Annotated in this window: 18 protein-coding genes; 1 reads left to right on the forward strand and 17 read right to left on the reverse strand. The window is 44.2% G+C overall.

Going from position 1 to position 15,113, the window contains the following annotated elements:
- Position 1 precedes the first annotated feature (1 nt).
- Entirely contained in the window at positions 2–229 is a 228-nt protein-coding gene (locus NST62_RS07345) for a FeoA family protein (RefSeq protein ID WP_141601340.1), read from the reverse strand.
- Positions 230–546: 317 nt separating this feature from the next.
- Between NST62_RS07345 and NST62_RS07350 the strand changes: the two genes are divergently transcribed.
- Positions 547–1,023 carry a hypothetical protein gene (locus tag NST62_RS07350; protein ID WP_141601341.1) on the forward strand — a complete coding sequence of 159 codons (477 nt, stop codon included), beginning with the start codon at positions 547–549 and terminating at the stop codon, positions 1,021–1,023.
- 23 nt (positions 1,024–1,046) lie between these two features.
- Here NST62_RS07350 and recO read toward each other — a convergent pair whose 3' ends face one another.
- The 16 genes from recO to mtaB form a co-directional block, all read right to left on the reverse strand.
- The gene (recO, locus tag NST62_RS07355; RefSeq protein ID WP_141601431.1) at positions 1,047–1,835 is read right to left on the reverse strand and encodes a DNA repair protein RecO; all 789 of its coding nucleotides are present in this window, start codon (positions 1,833–1,835) and stop codon (positions 1,047–1,049) included.
- Positions 1,836–1,959: 124 nt separating this feature from the next.
- On the reverse strand, positions 1,960–2,874 hold the full coding sequence (gene era, locus NST62_RS07360; RefSeq protein ID WP_141601342.1) for a GTPase Era: 915 nt from the start codon (positions 2,872–2,874) through the stop codon (positions 1,960–1,962).
- On the reverse strand, positions 2,861–3,268 hold the full coding sequence (locus tag NST62_RS07365; RefSeq protein WP_141601343.1) for a cytidine deaminase: 408 nt from the start codon (positions 3,266–3,268) through the stop codon (positions 2,861–2,863). The genes era and NST62_RS07365 overlap by 14 nt, the downstream gene beginning before the upstream one ends.
- A gap of 25 nt (positions 3,269–3,293) precedes the next feature.
- Positions 3,294–3,644, reverse strand: coding sequence for a diacylglycerol kinase family protein (locus NST62_RS07370; RefSeq protein ID WP_141601432.1), 351 nt, complete (start codon positions 3,642–3,644; stop codon positions 3,294–3,296).
- A complete protein-coding gene (gene ybeY, locus NST62_RS07375) occupies positions 3,631–4,107 on the reverse strand; it encodes an rRNA maturation RNase YbeY (protein WP_141601344.1) in 477 nt (158 codons plus the stop codon). The genes NST62_RS07370 and ybeY overlap by 14 nt, the downstream gene beginning before the upstream one ends.
- Before the next feature lie 18 nt (positions 4,108–4,125).
- Positions 4,126–6,288, reverse strand: coding sequence for an HDIG domain-containing metalloprotein (locus NST62_RS07380; RefSeq protein ID WP_141601345.1), 2,163 nt, complete (start codon positions 6,286–6,288; stop codon positions 4,126–4,128).
- A gap of 142 nt (positions 6,289–6,430) precedes the next feature.
- Entirely contained in the window at positions 6,431–7,087 is a 657-nt protein-coding gene (locus NST62_RS07385; RefSeq protein WP_141601346.1) for a YIP1 family protein, read from the reverse strand.
- Between the two features lie 142 nt (positions 7,088–7,229).
- Complete coding sequence (locus tag NST62_RS07390) at positions 7,230–8,186, reverse strand: PhoH family protein (protein ID WP_141601347.1); 957 nt, start codon at positions 8,184–8,186, stop codon at positions 7,230–7,232.
- A gap of 2 nt (positions 8,187–8,188) precedes the next feature.
- Positions 8,189–9,316, reverse strand: a complete 1,128-nt coding sequence (locus NST62_RS07395; RefSeq protein WP_181733165.1) for a sporulation protein YqfD — start codon at positions 9,314–9,316, stop codon at positions 8,189–8,191.
- Positions 9,303–9,554, reverse strand: a complete 252-nt coding sequence (locus tag NST62_RS07400; RefSeq protein ID WP_342462781.1) for a hypothetical protein — start codon at positions 9,552–9,554, stop codon at positions 9,303–9,305. The genes NST62_RS07395 and NST62_RS07400 overlap by 14 nt, the downstream gene beginning before the upstream one ends.
- A gap of 57 nt (positions 9,555–9,611) precedes the next feature.
- Positions 9,612–10,043, reverse strand: a complete 432-nt coding sequence (locus NST62_RS07405; RefSeq protein ID WP_141601350.1) for a hypothetical protein — start codon at positions 10,041–10,043, stop codon at positions 9,612–9,614.
- Positions 10,044–10,075: 32 nt separating this feature from the next.
- Entirely contained in the window at positions 10,076–11,068 is a 993-nt protein-coding gene (gene floA, locus NST62_RS07410; RefSeq protein WP_281279183.1) for a flotillin-like protein FloA, read from the reverse strand.
- Entirely contained in the window at positions 11,065–12,393 is a 1,329-nt protein-coding gene (locus tag NST62_RS07415) for a nodulation protein NfeD (protein ID WP_141601351.1), read from the reverse strand. Before NST62_RS07415 ends, floA begins: the two co-directional genes overlap by 4 nt.
- 284 nt (positions 12,394–12,677) lie before the next feature.
- The gene (gene rpsU / locus NST62_RS07420; protein ID WP_141601352.1) at positions 12,678–12,851 is read right to left on the reverse strand and encodes a 30S ribosomal protein S21; all 174 of its coding nucleotides are present in this window, start codon (positions 12,849–12,851) and stop codon (positions 12,678–12,680) included.
- Between the two features lie 105 nt (positions 12,852–12,956).
- Positions 12,957–13,610: a deoxyribose-phosphate aldolase gene (gene deoC, locus NST62_RS07425; protein ID WP_141601353.1), complete on the reverse strand. Its 654-nt coding sequence runs from the start codon at positions 13,608–13,610 to the stop codon at positions 12,957–12,959.
- A 157-nt stretch (positions 13,611–13,767) separates the two neighbouring features.
- Complete coding sequence (mtaB, locus tag NST62_RS07430) at positions 13,768–15,099, reverse strand: tRNA (N(6)-L-threonylcarbamoyladenosine(37)-C(2))-methylthiotransferase MtaB (RefSeq protein WP_141601354.1); 1,332 nt, start codon at positions 15,097–15,099, stop codon at positions 13,768–13,770.
- Positions 15,100–15,113: the final 14 nt, after the last annotated feature.

The following is a 15,113-nucleotide window of genomic DNA, read 5'->3' on the forward strand; positions in this document are numbered from 1 at the left end:
CTTATGCTTCCTCCACTTCAATGCATTCGACGTCTTTTTTTCTCAAACTGATCTGTTGGCCGCAAACTTCCAATATATATGGACCGCCAAAAGGCATTTTATGGATGCAAGAAATCTCAACACCTTCAATCACGCCCAAATCCAACAGCCTTTTTTGTACAATCTCGTGCAAGTTTGATAGGTTTTGAATGCGGTATGTTTCCCCCAATTGTCCCTCTGTCAATTTCAATTGGAATTCTCCTCTCAACTGATAATGCGAATCATTAACAATTATATTATAAATGTAATAGTATCGACATAAAATGACAAAAGAACATTTTTTGAATTTTGCAAAGGACAGAAAAAGATTCCATGACCCATCAATCCGCTGCGGAAAACGCTTTGTCCAAGCCGAAAAGCGTATACATTTCAATCTTATTCGTAAATTATATTATATTATTACCGTTTGATATTTTTAAAAAATCTGAATTGTTAGAATTTATGGTGATTATTCATGGAGGCTCCTGTATAATGAAGTTGAGGGGATGGATGTTAGGGGGAATGATCATGTGGATTAGTCAATTGTTACCTTCCAAGAAAGAGGAAAAAATTCAAAAATCCGATGTGTATGACCAATTGCAGGCAATGGTGGGATCCATTTTGAAAAGAGAGGTGCCATCGGGCAATAGCCTCAGCCATTTGCTGTACCATGCAAATGTAAAAATCCAGCAATATCGCCAGGCAGCAGAATATCATCGAAAACGGATCGACATGTCAACGGCCTTGGGCATTTTCCACAAAGAGGCGTACGAATTGGCCATCAAAAAAGGCCGTCATCTCCAGCGTTTGGTGGACAGTTTTATTATGTTAAATATTGAGGATGAACGGGAAAGGATCAACCACCGGATGATGCTTGTGGACGATCGGATTGAAAAACTGTTTATGGAGTTTCAACATCGAGAACAAATCATTCCCGAGATGGAGGAACAGTTTTGGGATACTTTGAAAGAAGATATCATGCCCATTTTATCCGATTTGAATTAGAAGGAAACTTTTGGCGTCTGTTGTTAGACGCCTTTGTCATTTTCCCGATCTTTTTGCAAGGACAGCAAAGCTTCGGATTTTTCCAATTGCTCAATGAAGGAACGGGATTTTAAGCGCATCCCTGTCTGCTCTTCAAAAATCGTGGTGACAATCTTTTTTATGAACCTTTTCGTTTCTTTCTTCAGCTCCAATTTGCCGATTTTTTCAATCGGCACCGTCGCGAACATGCGAATCAATTTCACTTGGGCAGGCGTAAGCCGGATGATGTATGGATCTGTATGGAAGCAGCGGTGGCAAAGAAATCCCCCTTGGGCAAAAGAAAAGGCAAACTCTCCTTCCACCGCTCCACAAGAGGCGCATTGATGCAATATCGGCCTTACCCCGGCATAAGGAAGCAGCTTCCAATCGACAAACAGCGCAATCGCTTCCGGATCATATTCCTCGTCAATGGCATAGAGCGCCTGCCTTAAAACCTCAAACACAAACGGCTCCGGATTCCCTTCTTCAATCAGCCGGTCCACAAGTTCCACTATGTAACTGGCATATGCGGCCCGGATGATATCCGTCTGAATATGCCGCATGGAATGGATCAGCTCGCCTTGCTGCAGCGTCCCCATACCGGTGGTGCGCTGCACAATAAAAATTCCGTGCATAAAGGTTTGGGCAATGGCCGCCAATCTGCTTCTCGGCTTCTTTGCTCCCCGGGCCATGACGGCGATTTTTCCCGCTTCCTTCGTCATTAAAGTGACAATCTTATTGGATTCCCCATAATCCTTTGTTTTTAAAACAATGCCTTCCATTTTGCTGAGCATCATTCGCACTTCCCTTTTTTAGAGGCCTTTTCATCAAATCTGAAAATTTATCTTCCCGCCATTGAAAAAGTAAAATTCGTATAACAAAGAGCGCGCCTTTGTTGGAAAGACCCGCTCCCTCAGGTTAATATTCATCTTCCCGATAGCCGAAGTCACGCAAATAAGTGATTTTGTTCCTCCAATCTTTTTGGACCTTTACCCATAGTTCCAAATACACTTTTGAGCCGAGAAGCATTTCGATATCCCTTCTCGCCAGGGTTCCGATCTCTTTCAGCATGGATCCGCCTTTTCCGATGATAATTCCTTTTTGCGAATCCCTCTCCACCATGATGGTCGCCATCACGTGAACCACGTTTTCATTTTTCTCATCCCGGCGGATTTGGTCAATGACTACCGCAACGGAATGCGGCACTTCTTCCCTTGTCAACAGCAGCACCTTTTCACGGATCAGTTCGGAAATGATGAAGCGTTCCGGATGGTCGGTCACCTGGTCTCTCGGATAATATTGCGGCCCTTCCGGCAAATATTTTTCAATCGTCTCCAGCAGCCGTTCCACATTGTTTCCCTCCAGTGCGGAAATCGGGACGACTTCCGCAAAATCCATCCGGCCGCGGTATTCGTCGATAATTTTTAAAAGATCATCCGGATGGATTTTATCGATTTTGTTGATGACCAAAAAGACAGGCGTATCCGTATCCTGCAGCATTTCCATAATGTATTCGTCGCCTTTTCCGAGTTTCTCCTCCGCATTGACCATGAACAGGATTAAATCCACTTCGCGCAATGTATTTTTTGAAACTTTCACCATAAATTCGCCGAGCTTATGCTTCGGTTTATGGATTCCCGGCGTGTCGATAAAAATCATTTGGCTGTTTTCCCTCGTCAACACGCCTTGGATTTTATTGCGGGTTGTTTGGGGTTTATCGGACATGATGGCGATTTTTTGGCCAATCACGCGATTTAAGAAAGTTGATTTCCCAACATTTGGTCTTCCTATGATGGAAATGAAACCTGATTTGAATCCTTTATTCTCCTGCATCTTCCATATCCTCCGATTTGAATGCATTTGGCAATAATTGTTCTACCGTCGTTTGTGTGATTTTGCCATCCATATTCGCCAAATAAACAGGCATTTCCGGCGGGCAAAATTCCGCCATCACCTGCCTGCAGGCGCCGCATGGGGAGACGGGGGTTTTGGTATCGGCAACGACCAACAGCGCAGCAAATTCCCTTTCCCCTTCCGACACCGCTTTAAAGATGGCCGTTCTTTCCGCGCAGTTCGTAAGCCCGTAACTGGCATTTTCTATATTAGAGCCGGTGAAAATTTTCCCGCTTTTTGTAGCCAATGCGGCTCCGACGGAAAAATTCGAGTAGGGCGCATAGGCCTTTTCTCGGGCGATTTTCGCTTCTTCCAACAATTTTTCCGTTTCCATATGTATGGGAACACACCTCCCTTAGTTATATCCATTTGGGAAGAAAAATGATCAATCCTATAATAACGCTCGCAATCGCGAAGACGAGCACCGCCCCTGCCGCCACATCCTTTGCGGCTTTTGCCATCGGATGGAAGTCCGGCGATGCCATGTCTACAACATATTCAATGGCCGTATTGACCATTTCAAGTCCTATGACAAGGGCAATGGTGATGATTAAAACGAGCCATTCCAACGCGCTTAAACGGGTCCATAAACCGGCAATCACCACGATTACGGCGCTGACCAAATGAAACCGCATATTCCGTTCTTTCGATGCCAGAAGAATGCCTTCAAAGGCAAAGCGGAAGGAACGGAAAAAATTACGCATTCGAATCACGACCCAGTCCGAAAGATGACAGAATTTCTTCCTGTTTTCCAAACATGATCTTCTCTTCTTCCTTCGTCATATGGTCATAACCCAACAAATGCAAAAATCCGTGGACAGCCAAAAAACCGAGTTCCCGTTCAAATGAATGTCCATATTCCTCCGCCTGTTCCCGCGTACGTTCAACGGAAATGATGATGTCGCCGAGCACCCGCGGCATGTCCCCCACAATTTCAATTTCCCCTTCCCCCATTTCCTCCAGGGCAAAGGAAATCACATCTGTCGGCTGATCTTTGCCGCGGTAGTCGCGGTTGATTTCACGAATTTTTTCGTTCGTTACAAAAGTGACGGACACTTCCGCTTCCCCGACATTTTCCAATTTCGCCGCATGTTGCAGCAGGTTTTCGACAAGTTCAATATGTTTTTCGCTTACTTCATTTGTTTCATCCAATAAATCGATTGTTAAACTCATAGTTCCTCCTAAAATATATCATCCAGATGATGAATTGATGTGTCGCGAAATTTTTTGTTCTTGTTTTCGCTCTTCTTTCGGATATTCGATCCGGCTATGAAAGGTGCCGTTCAAAGTTTCACAAAGCACTTTTTCCACAATCTTTAATTCCTTGATGGAAAGATCGCATTCATCAAATTGATTGTCTTCCAGCCGATCTTTGATGATGGAGTGCACTAGGCTTCGGATTTTTTCCGAAGTCGGCTCTTTCATGGAACGGACTGCGGCTTCCACACTGTCCGCGATGCTGATGACTGCAATTTCCTTCGTTTGCGGTTTTGGCCCCGGGTATCGGAAATTCGATTCGTCTTTTAATTTTCCTTCTTCCTTCGCTTTATGCAAGAAATATTTTAACGGACTTGTTCCGTGATGTTGAAGGGCGATATCGATAATTTCCTGCGGCATCCGATGTTTTCTCAAAATTTCCGCGCCATCCGTTGTATGGGCAATGATGATCTCCGCGCTTCGTTCCGGGGGCAGCGAGTCGTGCGGATTGATGCCGGACACTTGGTTTTCGACGAAAAACACAGGTCGTCTCGTTTTCCCGATATCATGATAGTAGCTTCCAACACGGGCAAGCAAGCCATCCGCACCAATCGCCTCGCAGGCCGCTTCCGCCAGGTTGGCCACCATTATACTATGATGATAAGTGCCGGGCGTTTCCGTCAATATTTTCTTTAATAACGGATGGTTCGGATTCGACAGTTCGATTAATTTCATTGTAGACAAAATGCCGAGAGCCGATTCAAAAAACGGCAACAGTCCCATTGTCAATGCCCCGGACAATGTCCCCGAAACAACGGCGGCAGCTCCGTAGAACAACAGCTCCGCAGGATCATAGTGGGATTGGGACATCAATAAATAGACGGCGATAAACAAAACATTCACTGCCACCACAATTCCGCAAGCCTTTAATATATCGGAACGGTTTTTGATGGAATTCATAATATAAAGGCAGGAAAATCCTCCCAGCAAAATGTACAAGGCAATCTCCATCTGCATCACTGCCGAATATCCTTCCTGGAAAACAATTCCCGCGGAGGCCGCCACCATCACCGTCACAAGACTCGCCACTTGCCGGGATGCCAACAGGCTCACCAGCATTGTGGCCAAAGCGGAAGGATAAATAAATGCCACCTGTACATCAAAATCATCCAACAAGCCCGTTATTTCCATCAGCCCGATTGAAAAAAGATAAATGATGACCGTTGCAAGCACTTGCTGGCGTTTCTTCTGCACTTCCGTTTTGCTATGGTCAAACAGAAAATAAAGGAATGCCATTTGCAGCAAAACCAGAATGGCGAGCCCTAAGACCGGTTTGATTGAAGTTTTGTTGTCGGTCATTCCAAGCAACTCCAGCTGGCGGTATTTTTCCCGGTCAATCAGTTCCCCTTCCTGGACAATGATTTGGCCCTGCAAGATGCGGGTCGGCTCCACCGCTTCACGGGCCTGCTGTTTCAGCTCTTCCGTTTTTTCTTTATCCAGTTTTTCCGTTTCAACGATTGCCGCCCTGCCCAGCGTGACATATAAAGGAATGAGCTCTTCATCGATTCCTCCCCCTGAGCGTATTTTGGATTCCAGCCCATCCTGGACGGCGGAAACATTTTCCTTGCGGACAGGCTTCGACAAAGCATCTTGCACAAAGTTTATTAACTTGGTTTGTGCATTGTCCAGCTCTTTTTCATCGGCCGTCAACAACGTCCATAAATGCTCGTCCGTCAACTCGAGGGAATCCTGGCCGTCAGTCACTTCCTTCAATTTCTCTTTCAACTTCCCGATTTGTTCTTCCCTCGATAAATTTTTACCGCCTGCTGAAATATCCTTCCGAACGTCCATTGCAATCTCATAGATTGTTTCAAGAAGCGCTGTCCGGTGTCCGGCAATTTCTTCGTCAAACACATATACCGGTTCAACGGCTTCCTCCGCTTCTTTCCGCTCTTTTTCCGTTTTTTCCACATCTTCCACCGTTTTAACGGCCCGGATTGTTTCGGGTGCCAGTTGAAAGGCTTTGACATCATATGTATCTCCAAGAACATTGCCCAGCATCATGAAAAACTGCAGAGCTCCGGCAATCAATAGGATGACAATCAAAAAGACCCGGAAGCCGAACATATCCAACAAACTTTTCAAATGCTTATCCATAGCGTACCCCCAAAAACTGTATATACCTAGTTTAGCAATTTCTTTTCCGATTTTCATTGATATCATAGATTTTTAAAAAATAAAAATGGGCTGTACCAAAAGCCGATGAACCGGCTTTTCGGACAGTCCCATACCGATTTTCTCATATAAATAGGGCAATTCCAATTAAAAAAACCATAATAATTGCGATGAATCCAATAATAAGACCTACAACGATTGTGAACAGGAGCAGTGTAAAAAATGCTTTCCAGTTTGAAAATTGATGGATTTCGGCAATCGCTGCGATTGAAATGACAATAGCCCAAATGGACGTAACAAATATGGCGAGATTGCTGAGTATTGAAAAGAAAGAAAATCCTTCTCCAGGATATAAAAAGCTGTTTGAATCGATTAAGAACCAAAGAAGATAAATCGGAATTAAAACGATGGACGGCAATGCACTTAAAGCGATCGCTTTAAAAATTTGCTGGTATGTTCCTTTTCCCGCAAACAATTTTCCAAAGAGCCAAATTCCTAAAGCGGAAAAAGCGTTACTGATGACAGCGATGAATGGAGAAGCAATCACCGAGATTAAAATAAGCGCCCAAATAGGGATTTCCGGAAAAATTTCCGGATCATAACTTGAAAAGAATGTGCCGAAATACCCCAAATATAAAATCAAGAATACAAATAAAAGGCTTTTTTCTTGGACTACATAACGGGCCGTTTTCTTGGGATGCATCCAAACGGAGAGAAATGGATTGACTTTCTCGATTGTCGCCGCTTCAATTACTTCGTTCGTTTCCTTTGTTTCATTCATTCAATAACCTCCTAGAAAAATCTTACTCTTTTAGTAAATCATATTATATCCATATAACTCAATAGGAAAAAATAGCCAATTGATGTGAGAAAAATCACACCAATCGGCTCATTTTTCCATCATATTTGGCGGCTTTCCATGTTTATTGCTCTTCTTCTTTGTAGGCTTGAATGATTTTAGAAACAAGCGGATGCCTTACAACATCTCCTGCTTCCAAATACGTAAAATTGATGTCCTTCACATTTTTCAATACCCGTTCGGCGATGATGAGCCCGGATTCCACTTTCTTTGGCAAATCGACCTGGGATTTATCACCGGTGATCACCATTTTGGAACCGAAACCGAGTCGGGTCAAAAACATTTTCATTTGCATCGGGGTTGTATTTTGCGCTTCATCCAAAATGACGAACGCATCATCCAATGTACGGCCCCTCATGTACGCCAACGGAGCGATTTCAATTGTCCCCCGCTCAATCAGGCGCTGCGTATGCTCCGTACCATAAATGTCGTGAAGCGCATCATATAACGGCCGAAGATAGGGATCGACCTTCTCTTTTAAATCCCCCGGCAAAAATCCGAGCGATTCCCCCGCTTCTACAGCCGGCCGTGTCAAAATGATCCGCTTGACCTGTCCATTTTTTAAAGCCTGTGTTGCCAACACGACCGCCAAATACGTTTTTCCTGTTCCCGCAGGTCCAATAGCGAAAACTAATTCGTGGGAACGAATGGCCTCTATGTACTGCAATTGACCAATCGTTTTCGCACGGATCGGCTTCCCTGTATAAGTTCTCGCTATTTCCGCATTGTACAATTCGGAAAAATATTCGATGGTGCCCTTATTCACCATTTTAATGGCGCTGACGACATCCCTCAAATCAATGTTGATGCCTTTTCGAATAACTTTTAAAAGCTCTTTCAATAAGGTTGCCGCTTTTTTCTTCTGTTCGGCCTCCCCGATGATCTGGATGGTTTCTCCGCGGGTAATGATGCGGCAGTTGAACGTTTCTTCAATGAGCTTTAAATTTTTATCTCCCATTCCAAGAAGCATCACTGCTTCATTCGGATTTTCCACATGCAACTCTGTCATTTCTTCCGCCATATCTAATCTCCTTGATCAATAGGATATTCTTTCGCAATATTCTCGTTTACCAAAAACAGGACTTTCCCTTTTACTTTATCATCATCGAATGTAACGTGCAAAATATTTTCTTTCTTGATTCTCGTTTTTGGAGGCAGCGATTGCAAAATTTTTTCGTGCAATAGAGGCAAGATAAATGAGTCGATGTGTTGTTCGGAGAGTTCTTGTACAGTTGAGATATAGTTTTGGGTTTTTTTGACTTCGATATAATTTGAAATCCACTTTGGCAATTTGACTTCTTGTAACGATTGTTCTTTCCCCTTCTCTCCATTATTTTTGAATCCAATCGTCCACTTACTTTCAGTAGCAGAAATAAATTGCACTTTTCTCGGAATTTCAAAACTCGTTTCTAGCCAATAGTCGGCAAAAACTTCTCCCTTCGCACCAACGGCCAAATATTCTTCCTCCCCAACCTGAATGACCCCCGATACAAGAACATCCCCTTGGTAAACGGTCATATTCGGCATCACTCTGCGCTCGCCGCTGGTAATGTTGAAATGGGTGATGACTCCGCTTTTAGCGGCAATTAAATGATAGAGCCGGTCACTTTTATTTTTTTTAATTTCCGTAATTGGCGCAAGTTGGGGAACAATGGTGATGCTGCTTCCTTTTTTGATGATATGGACCCAGGATAAGTCGCGGATTTCTTCCATGATGGTTTGTCTAATTTCATGATCCGATACAAGGCGGCGCTTTAACAAGGGCTGATTCAATTTTATTTTTTCCTTGATCACTTTTTCCACTTTTGCCTCGAGTTCAGGCGTTTCCGCTTCCACATCCACATCCCAGACAAACTGTGAGCAAATGATCGGAATCATTACCATCAACGCTAATCCGACGATGGTCCAGCCGGTTTTTTGAAAAATTTTTGATTCCTGCAAATACCGTATTTTCACTTTCAAATGGTATTTTTTCCGCAATTTGCGGACAGCGGCCACATCTCTTTTGGAAATTTCAAATCGCACTTCATCGTCCAAATATTCCAGTTCTTTCACTTTTACGCGATTCTCCTGCAGGCGGCGAATAAATTCATGCACTTTCTCATTGCGGGTTACGCGGATTTCCACAGGACGGCTATCATATAATTTCATTCTCATTCACCTGACGCTTCATCTCAAAATATTTCAATTCATCAACATGTACTAAAATTTCCTCGTCTTTTAGTACATTGATATGTACTGTGCCAGCCTCGATCGTCACGAGAAAACCTTCATAATAAAACTTGCAGTGATGTTCGGATGCTTCCAAAAATTTGTAGTCACCGATTATACGTAATTGGCGGCAATTCAGCATTTCAATGAAGGGGTCATACTGGAATAATTTTTTCAAAAAAACTGTCCTCCCTTTGAGCAAGTATATGCTCATTAAAGGGAGGACATGAGTTGTTTAACGCTTTTTCGATTTTGGAGGGCCCAAGATTTCCTGTGCAATGACGGCATTCACCAATGCCTCTTTTGATGTCAGGAAGGACAATGGAGACTTTTCCCTGTGCATCGTTTTTTTGGGCAAGACCGTTGTCTCCTTTGGCTGTTCTTTTTTGACGGCTTGCTTGGAAGATGGGCTTGCCGGTTGCTGAACTTCCGGCTGTTTCTCTTTGATTTCGACTTTTTGCACCGTTTCTTTTTTCAGTTCCGCCGCCTCATCTTTCAATTGCTCATAAATTTCCCTTGCGAATTCGTCCAAAGTTTTGATCTCCACTTTCGGCCGGGACTTTTGCGGCCGTATAGGCGGCGTGGACGTTTTTTGCTGCCCTTTTGACTTATTGCTTAGATATGAACCGATAAGCCCAAATATAATGAATAATATTAATGCTTCCAAATATTCACACTCCTTTCCGGAGGAGCATCACCTTATTGCTCTTGCTGATTCTTTGTGACGTTTGCAATGGAATCTCTCATTTTCGTGTCCGCTTCGATGTTTTTATAGTTCATATAATCCATAATGCCCATATTTCCGGAACGCAAAGCTTCCGCAATCGCAAGCGGGATTTGCGCTTCCGCTTCCACCACTTTCGCTTTCATTTCCTGGGTTCTTGCCACCATTTCCTGTTCTTTCGCCACGGCCATCGCACGGCGCTCTTCCGCCTTCGCCTGGGCGATGTTTTTGTCCGCCTGCGCCTGCTCGATTTGAAGTTCGGCACCGATGTTTTTGCCGATATCCACATCGGCAATATCGATGGATAAAATTTCAAATGCAGTTCCGGCATCCAATCCTTTTTTCAATACCGTTTGGGAAATCAAGTCCGGATTCTCCAACACTTTCGAATGGGATTCGCTGGAACCGATTGTGCTGACGATACCTTCCCCTACACGCGCAATCACTGTATCCTCACCGGCACCGCCGACAAGACGGTCCAAGTTGGCGCGCACAGTAATTCTCGCTTTCGCTTTTACTTCAATCCCATTGAGGGCAACCCCTGCAATGAACGGAGTTTCGATGACTTTCGGATTAACGGACATTTGAACCGCTTCCAATACATCGCGTCCTGCCAAGTCGATGGCCGCCGCCCGTTCAAAAGACAGCTCGATGTTAGCGCGATGCGCCGCAATTAACGCATTCACCACCCGATCGACGTTACCGCCGGCCAAGTAATGGGATTCCAATTGGTTGATTGTCACATCCAATCCCGCTTTATGCGCCTTAATCAACGGATTGACAATTCTTCCCGGAATAACGCGGCGCAAGCGCATCCCGATCAACGTCAAAATGCTGACGCGGACACCCGCTGCCAAAGCGCTGATCCACAGGCCAACCGGCACAAATGTAAAGAATACCGCGAGAACAATAATCAATAAAACCAGGCCAATAATCGTCGAGATGAAGACTCCATCCATAAACATCATTCTTTTTCTCCCTCTTTCTCTTTGATTTCTCTTACAACAATGCGCGAGCCTTCCACTTCAATGACTCTCACTTTTTTGTCGGCATCAATATAATTTCCTTCCGAAACCACATCGATTCGTTCATCATTTATCAAAACCGTTCCGGAAGGGCGCAATGGGGTGAGCGTAATTCCTTCTTTCCCGATCAAATCAATGCGGTTGACATTGGATACATAACCTTCTTCCGACGTTGTAGCATCCTTCAATACGAGTTTACTAAAGAGATGCAGGTTCTTTCCGAAAAACTTCACTAATATCACCATTCCTATTATGGCAATCGCCAATGCTATGATAATCGAGTAAGCCATGTGAACGACGCTTTTGCCGGCAAATAAAAGGCTGATGACCATGAGCGCACCGCCTATGACGCCTAAAACACCTCCGGGAACAATAAGCTCGGTGATCAACAAAACAAATCCGATGATAAAGAGAATGAGCGTTTCAAAACCTGCCAATCCGGAAACGATATGGCCGAAGAAAAACAATGTCAATGAAATGATGCCGATTGTTCCCGGCACTCCAAATCCGGGCGAAAACAGTTCGATGGCCAAACCCAGGGCGGCAATCGTCAATAATAGTGTTACCACAACGGGGTTTGTCAAAAACCTTGCGAGCTTATCAAAAAAGGTTTCATGAACCGTCGAAACGTCGCTGCCTTCCAGCCCCGTTTCCGCCAGCAGTTCCTCCAGATTTTGGACTGTACCATCGGAATACTTCACCTGATAGGCTTCATTTGCTGTTAAAGTCAGCAGTTTTCCCTTAGGGCTATTCATTTCGGGCAAATCCGCGCTGGCATCCGCCATCGCCCGGGCATAAAGGGGATTCCGGTTGGCTGACTCTGCTGCTGCCTGCATGTTCTTGATCCATGCGCTATTTGCTTTCTCGCTTGCGGCATTTCCATTCAAATCAATAATTTGCGCCGCCCCCATTGTTGCATTGGGCGTCATATAAATCTCATCCGCATGAAGTGCAAGATATGCCCCGGCCGAAAGAGCCCTGGAGTTAATAAAAGCAATAATTTTTGTCGGTGTTTCATCCATTAATTTGCCGATATCATACGCAACATCCACATAGCCCCCAGGGGTATGTAATTCCAATATGATTGCACGCGCTTTGTTTTCAGTTGCTTCTTGAAAGGAGCGTTTTAAAAATTGCAAAACCCCCTGGTCGATTTCATGGTCGATTGGAATGTGGTATACTTTTTCTTTTGCAAAAGCGCCTGTAGGCCATAAGAAAAATAGAGCCGCAAAAACAAAAATCCACCGCAAAATGCCTGGCTTACCCATGTTCCCCCTCCTTCCCTTCAAAACATTGTTAATAGCTATACGAACAAAGTGTAAAAAATGTTTCAAATTTTTCATATTTCTGCTTATCTATATTGTACCTGAAAATTCTCCGGGATTCCTCATGCATATTTGTCAAACCTTTGTAAAATCTCTTGCGTTGGAACCGGCAAAAATAAAACCCCTGTATTTGAGTTTTCAATCAAATACTGGGGCGTTATTGGCTGAAGTGTATCTTACGCGTGTTACGAACGAAGGGATAATTTAATTAATGGACATTAATTAGACTACCACTTACGTTTACGTGCAGCTTCAGATTTTTTCTTGCGTCTTACGCTTGGTTTTTCATAATATTCGCGTTTTCTGTATTCTTGGATTGTACCGTTTTTAGATACTGTTCGTTTGAAACGGCGAAGAGCATCTTCAAGTGTCTCGTTTTTTCTTACGATCGTTTTAGTCATTCCTTATCCCTCCTTCCGAACACACGTCAATACACGGTAAACATGCGTTTTAATGTGTACCTGAAAAGTATATCGTAATGTAAAATGGAAGTCAATAGTAAAAAACTACAATGTTTCATTTATTATTTTGACGCCGCTGCTTGTACCAATACGTTCCGCACCGGCCTCGATCATTTTCTTCATATCAACAAAACTTCTGATTCCGCCTGAAGCTTTCACGCCAATTTGCTCTCCAACGGTTTTGCGCATCAGCGCCACATCTTCCGCTGTCGCCCCCGCCGTTGAAAAACCGGTAGAGGTTTTAACGAATGCCGCGCCGGCTTCCACCGCCAATTGACATGCTTTAACTTTTTCTTCCTCCGTTAACAGGCAAGTTTCAATAATCACTTTGACCAATCTGCCCGCCGCGGCATCCACCACTTGACGGATCTCTTCCTTCACCCGTTCATAATCACGCGTCTTAAGGAGCCCTATATTGATGACCATGTCGATCTCATCGGCGCCGTTTTCAATTGCCTGTTTTGTTTCAAAAACTTTCGTCTCCGTTGTCGTTGCTCCGAGAGGAAAGCCGACGACCGTGCAAACTTTGACATTCGCACCTTCCAGGAAACGTTTACAGTACTTTACCCAATATGGATTGACGCAAACCGATGCGAATCCATATTTTTTTGCTTCCTCGCATAATTGTTTTATCTGCTCTTTTGTCGCATCCGGCTTGAGCAGAGTATGGTCAATGAATGCAGCATAATTCGTTGCCATCGACAGCGCCCCTTTTTCAGTGATTTATTTTGATCGATTTTTGCTTATGATAACATACGAAATTTTATCATTTTAAGGTGAAAATTGAAAACAGCCAATCCAAACAAAAAGCTGCCGAAGCCACAAACGGCCTTCGGCAGCCACTGGACACAATCCATCATTGCATTTGCTCTTCCAACACGCGCACAAATTGGCCCTCATTGTATGGATAACCGGATTTTGTAATTTTCACTTTCACCAATTTCCCAATCAAATCCGCCGGCCCTTCAAACACTACCCGCAGATAATTGTCCGTATATCCTGACAGCATGTTTGGACCAAACTCTTTTGCGTGTTCTTCCGGAATGACTTCCAAAACATCCCCTTCAAATTGGGAAGCATATTCTTTCGCCAATTGGTCGTTCAATTGAATCAGGCGATGCACCCGCTCATTTTTCACTTCTTCAGGAATTTGGTTTTCCATTCTTGCAGCCGGCGTTCCTGTCCGTTTGGAGTATGGAAACACGTGCAGTTCCGCAAATTTATATTCCTTCACAAAGTTGTACGTTTCCATAAACTCTTCTTCCGTTTCCCCCGGAAACCCGACAATCACATCGGATGTAATCGCGACATTGGGCAACGCTTCTCTGACTTTATTTAATCTTTCCGCAAAGAACGCCATTGTATATTTTCGGCGCATGCGTTTCAATACCGTATCGGAACCGGATTGAAGCGGGATGTGCAAATGGCGGACAATGATATTGGATTCGCGCAAAACATCAATGATTTCGTCTGTAATCTGGGATGCTTCAATGGATGAAATGCGCAACCGTTTGATGCCTTTCACATTCGCTTCAATGTCACGAAGCAGCTGTGCCAGATTGTAATCTTTGAAGTCTTGGCCATAGCCGCCGGTATGGATGCCTGTCAGCACAATTTCCAAATACCCCGCATCCACCAAAGCCTGAGCCTGTTTGATGACCGCCTGCGGATCGCGGGAGCGCATGAGACCCCTTGCCCATGGAATAATGCAGAAGGTGCAGAAGTTGTTGCATCCTTCCTGTATTTTTAATGAAGCGCGGGTACGGTCCGTGAAATACGGGACATCCAATTCTTCAAAGACACGGTTTTTCATAATGTTATGTACGGCATTGATCGGCTGTCTCTCTTTGCGGTACTGTTCAATATAATCAAGCATTTTTGCCCGATCCTGCGTACCGACCACGATGTCCACACCCGGGATTTCCATAATTTCCGCGGGCGATGTTTGCGCATAGCAGCCTGTCACGCAAATGACCGCATCCGGATTTTTGCGGATGGCTCTGCGAATCACTTGACGGGATTTTTTATCCCCTGTATTTGTAACCGTACATGTATTTATCACATAAACGTCTGCTTGCTCTTCAAAATCGACACGTTGATAGCCATGTTGTTTAAACAATTGCCAAATGGCCTCGGTTTCGTAATGGTTGACTTTGCAGCCTAACGTGTGAAATGCCACCGTTTGCAAGGCAGTACACCTCT

Origin of the sequence: Ureibacillus sp. FSL K6-8385 (genome assembly GCF_038593155.1) — a bacterium.
GTDB lineage: Bacteria > Bacillota > Bacilli > Bacillales_A > Planococcaceae > Ureibacillus > Ureibacillus terrenus.

Bases quoted from the DNA above. Each gene is read 5' to 3' on its own strand.
- NST62_RS07350 (WP_141601341.1), top strand. From the start codon at position 547: ATGTGGATTAGTCAATTGTTACCTTCCAAGAAAGAGGAAAAAATTCAA.
- recO (WP_141601431.1), bottom strand. From the start codon at position 1,835: ATGCTCAGCAAAATGGAAGGCATTGTTTTAAAAACAAAGGATTATGGG.
- era (WP_141601342.1), bottom strand. From the start codon at position 2,874: ATGCAGGAGAATAAAGGATTCAAATCAGGTTTCATTTCCATCATAGGA.
- NST62_RS07365 (WP_141601343.1), bottom strand. From the start codon at position 3,268: ATGGAAACGGAAAAATTGTTGGAAGAAGCGAAAATCGCCCGAGAAAAG.
- ybeY (WP_141601344.1), bottom strand. From the start codon at position 4,107: ATGAGTTTAACAATCGATTTATTGGATGAAACAAATGAAGTAAGCGAA.
- NST62_RS07380 (WP_141601345.1), bottom strand. From the start codon at position 6,288: ATGGATAAGCATTTGAAAAGTTTGTTGGATATGTTCGGCTTCCGGGTC.
- NST62_RS07385 (WP_141601346.1), bottom strand. From the start codon at position 7,087: ATGAATGAAACAAAGGAAACGAACGAAGTAATTGAAGCGGCGACAATC.
- NST62_RS07390 (WP_141601347.1), bottom strand. From the start codon at position 8,186: ATGGCGGAAGAAATGACAGAGTTGCATGTGGAAAATCCGAATGAAGCA.
- NST62_RS07395 (WP_181733165.1), bottom strand. From the start codon at position 9,316: ATGAAATTATATGATAGCCGTCCTGTGGAAATCCGCGTAACCCGCAAT.
- floA (WP_281279183.1), bottom strand. From the start codon at position 11,068: ATGATGTTTATGGATGGAGTCTTCATCTCGACGATTATTGGCCTGGTT.
- NST62_RS07415 (WP_141601351.1), bottom strand. From the start codon at position 12,393: ATGGGTAAGCCAGGCATTTTGCGGTGGATTTTTGTTTTTGCGGCTCTA.
- rpsU (WP_141601352.1), bottom strand. From the start codon at position 12,851: ATGACTAAAACGATCGTAAGAAAAAACGAGACACTTGAAGATGCTCTT.
- deoC (WP_141601353.1), bottom strand. From the start codon at position 13,610: ATGGCAACGAATTATGCTGCATTCATTGACCATACTCTGCTCAAGCCG.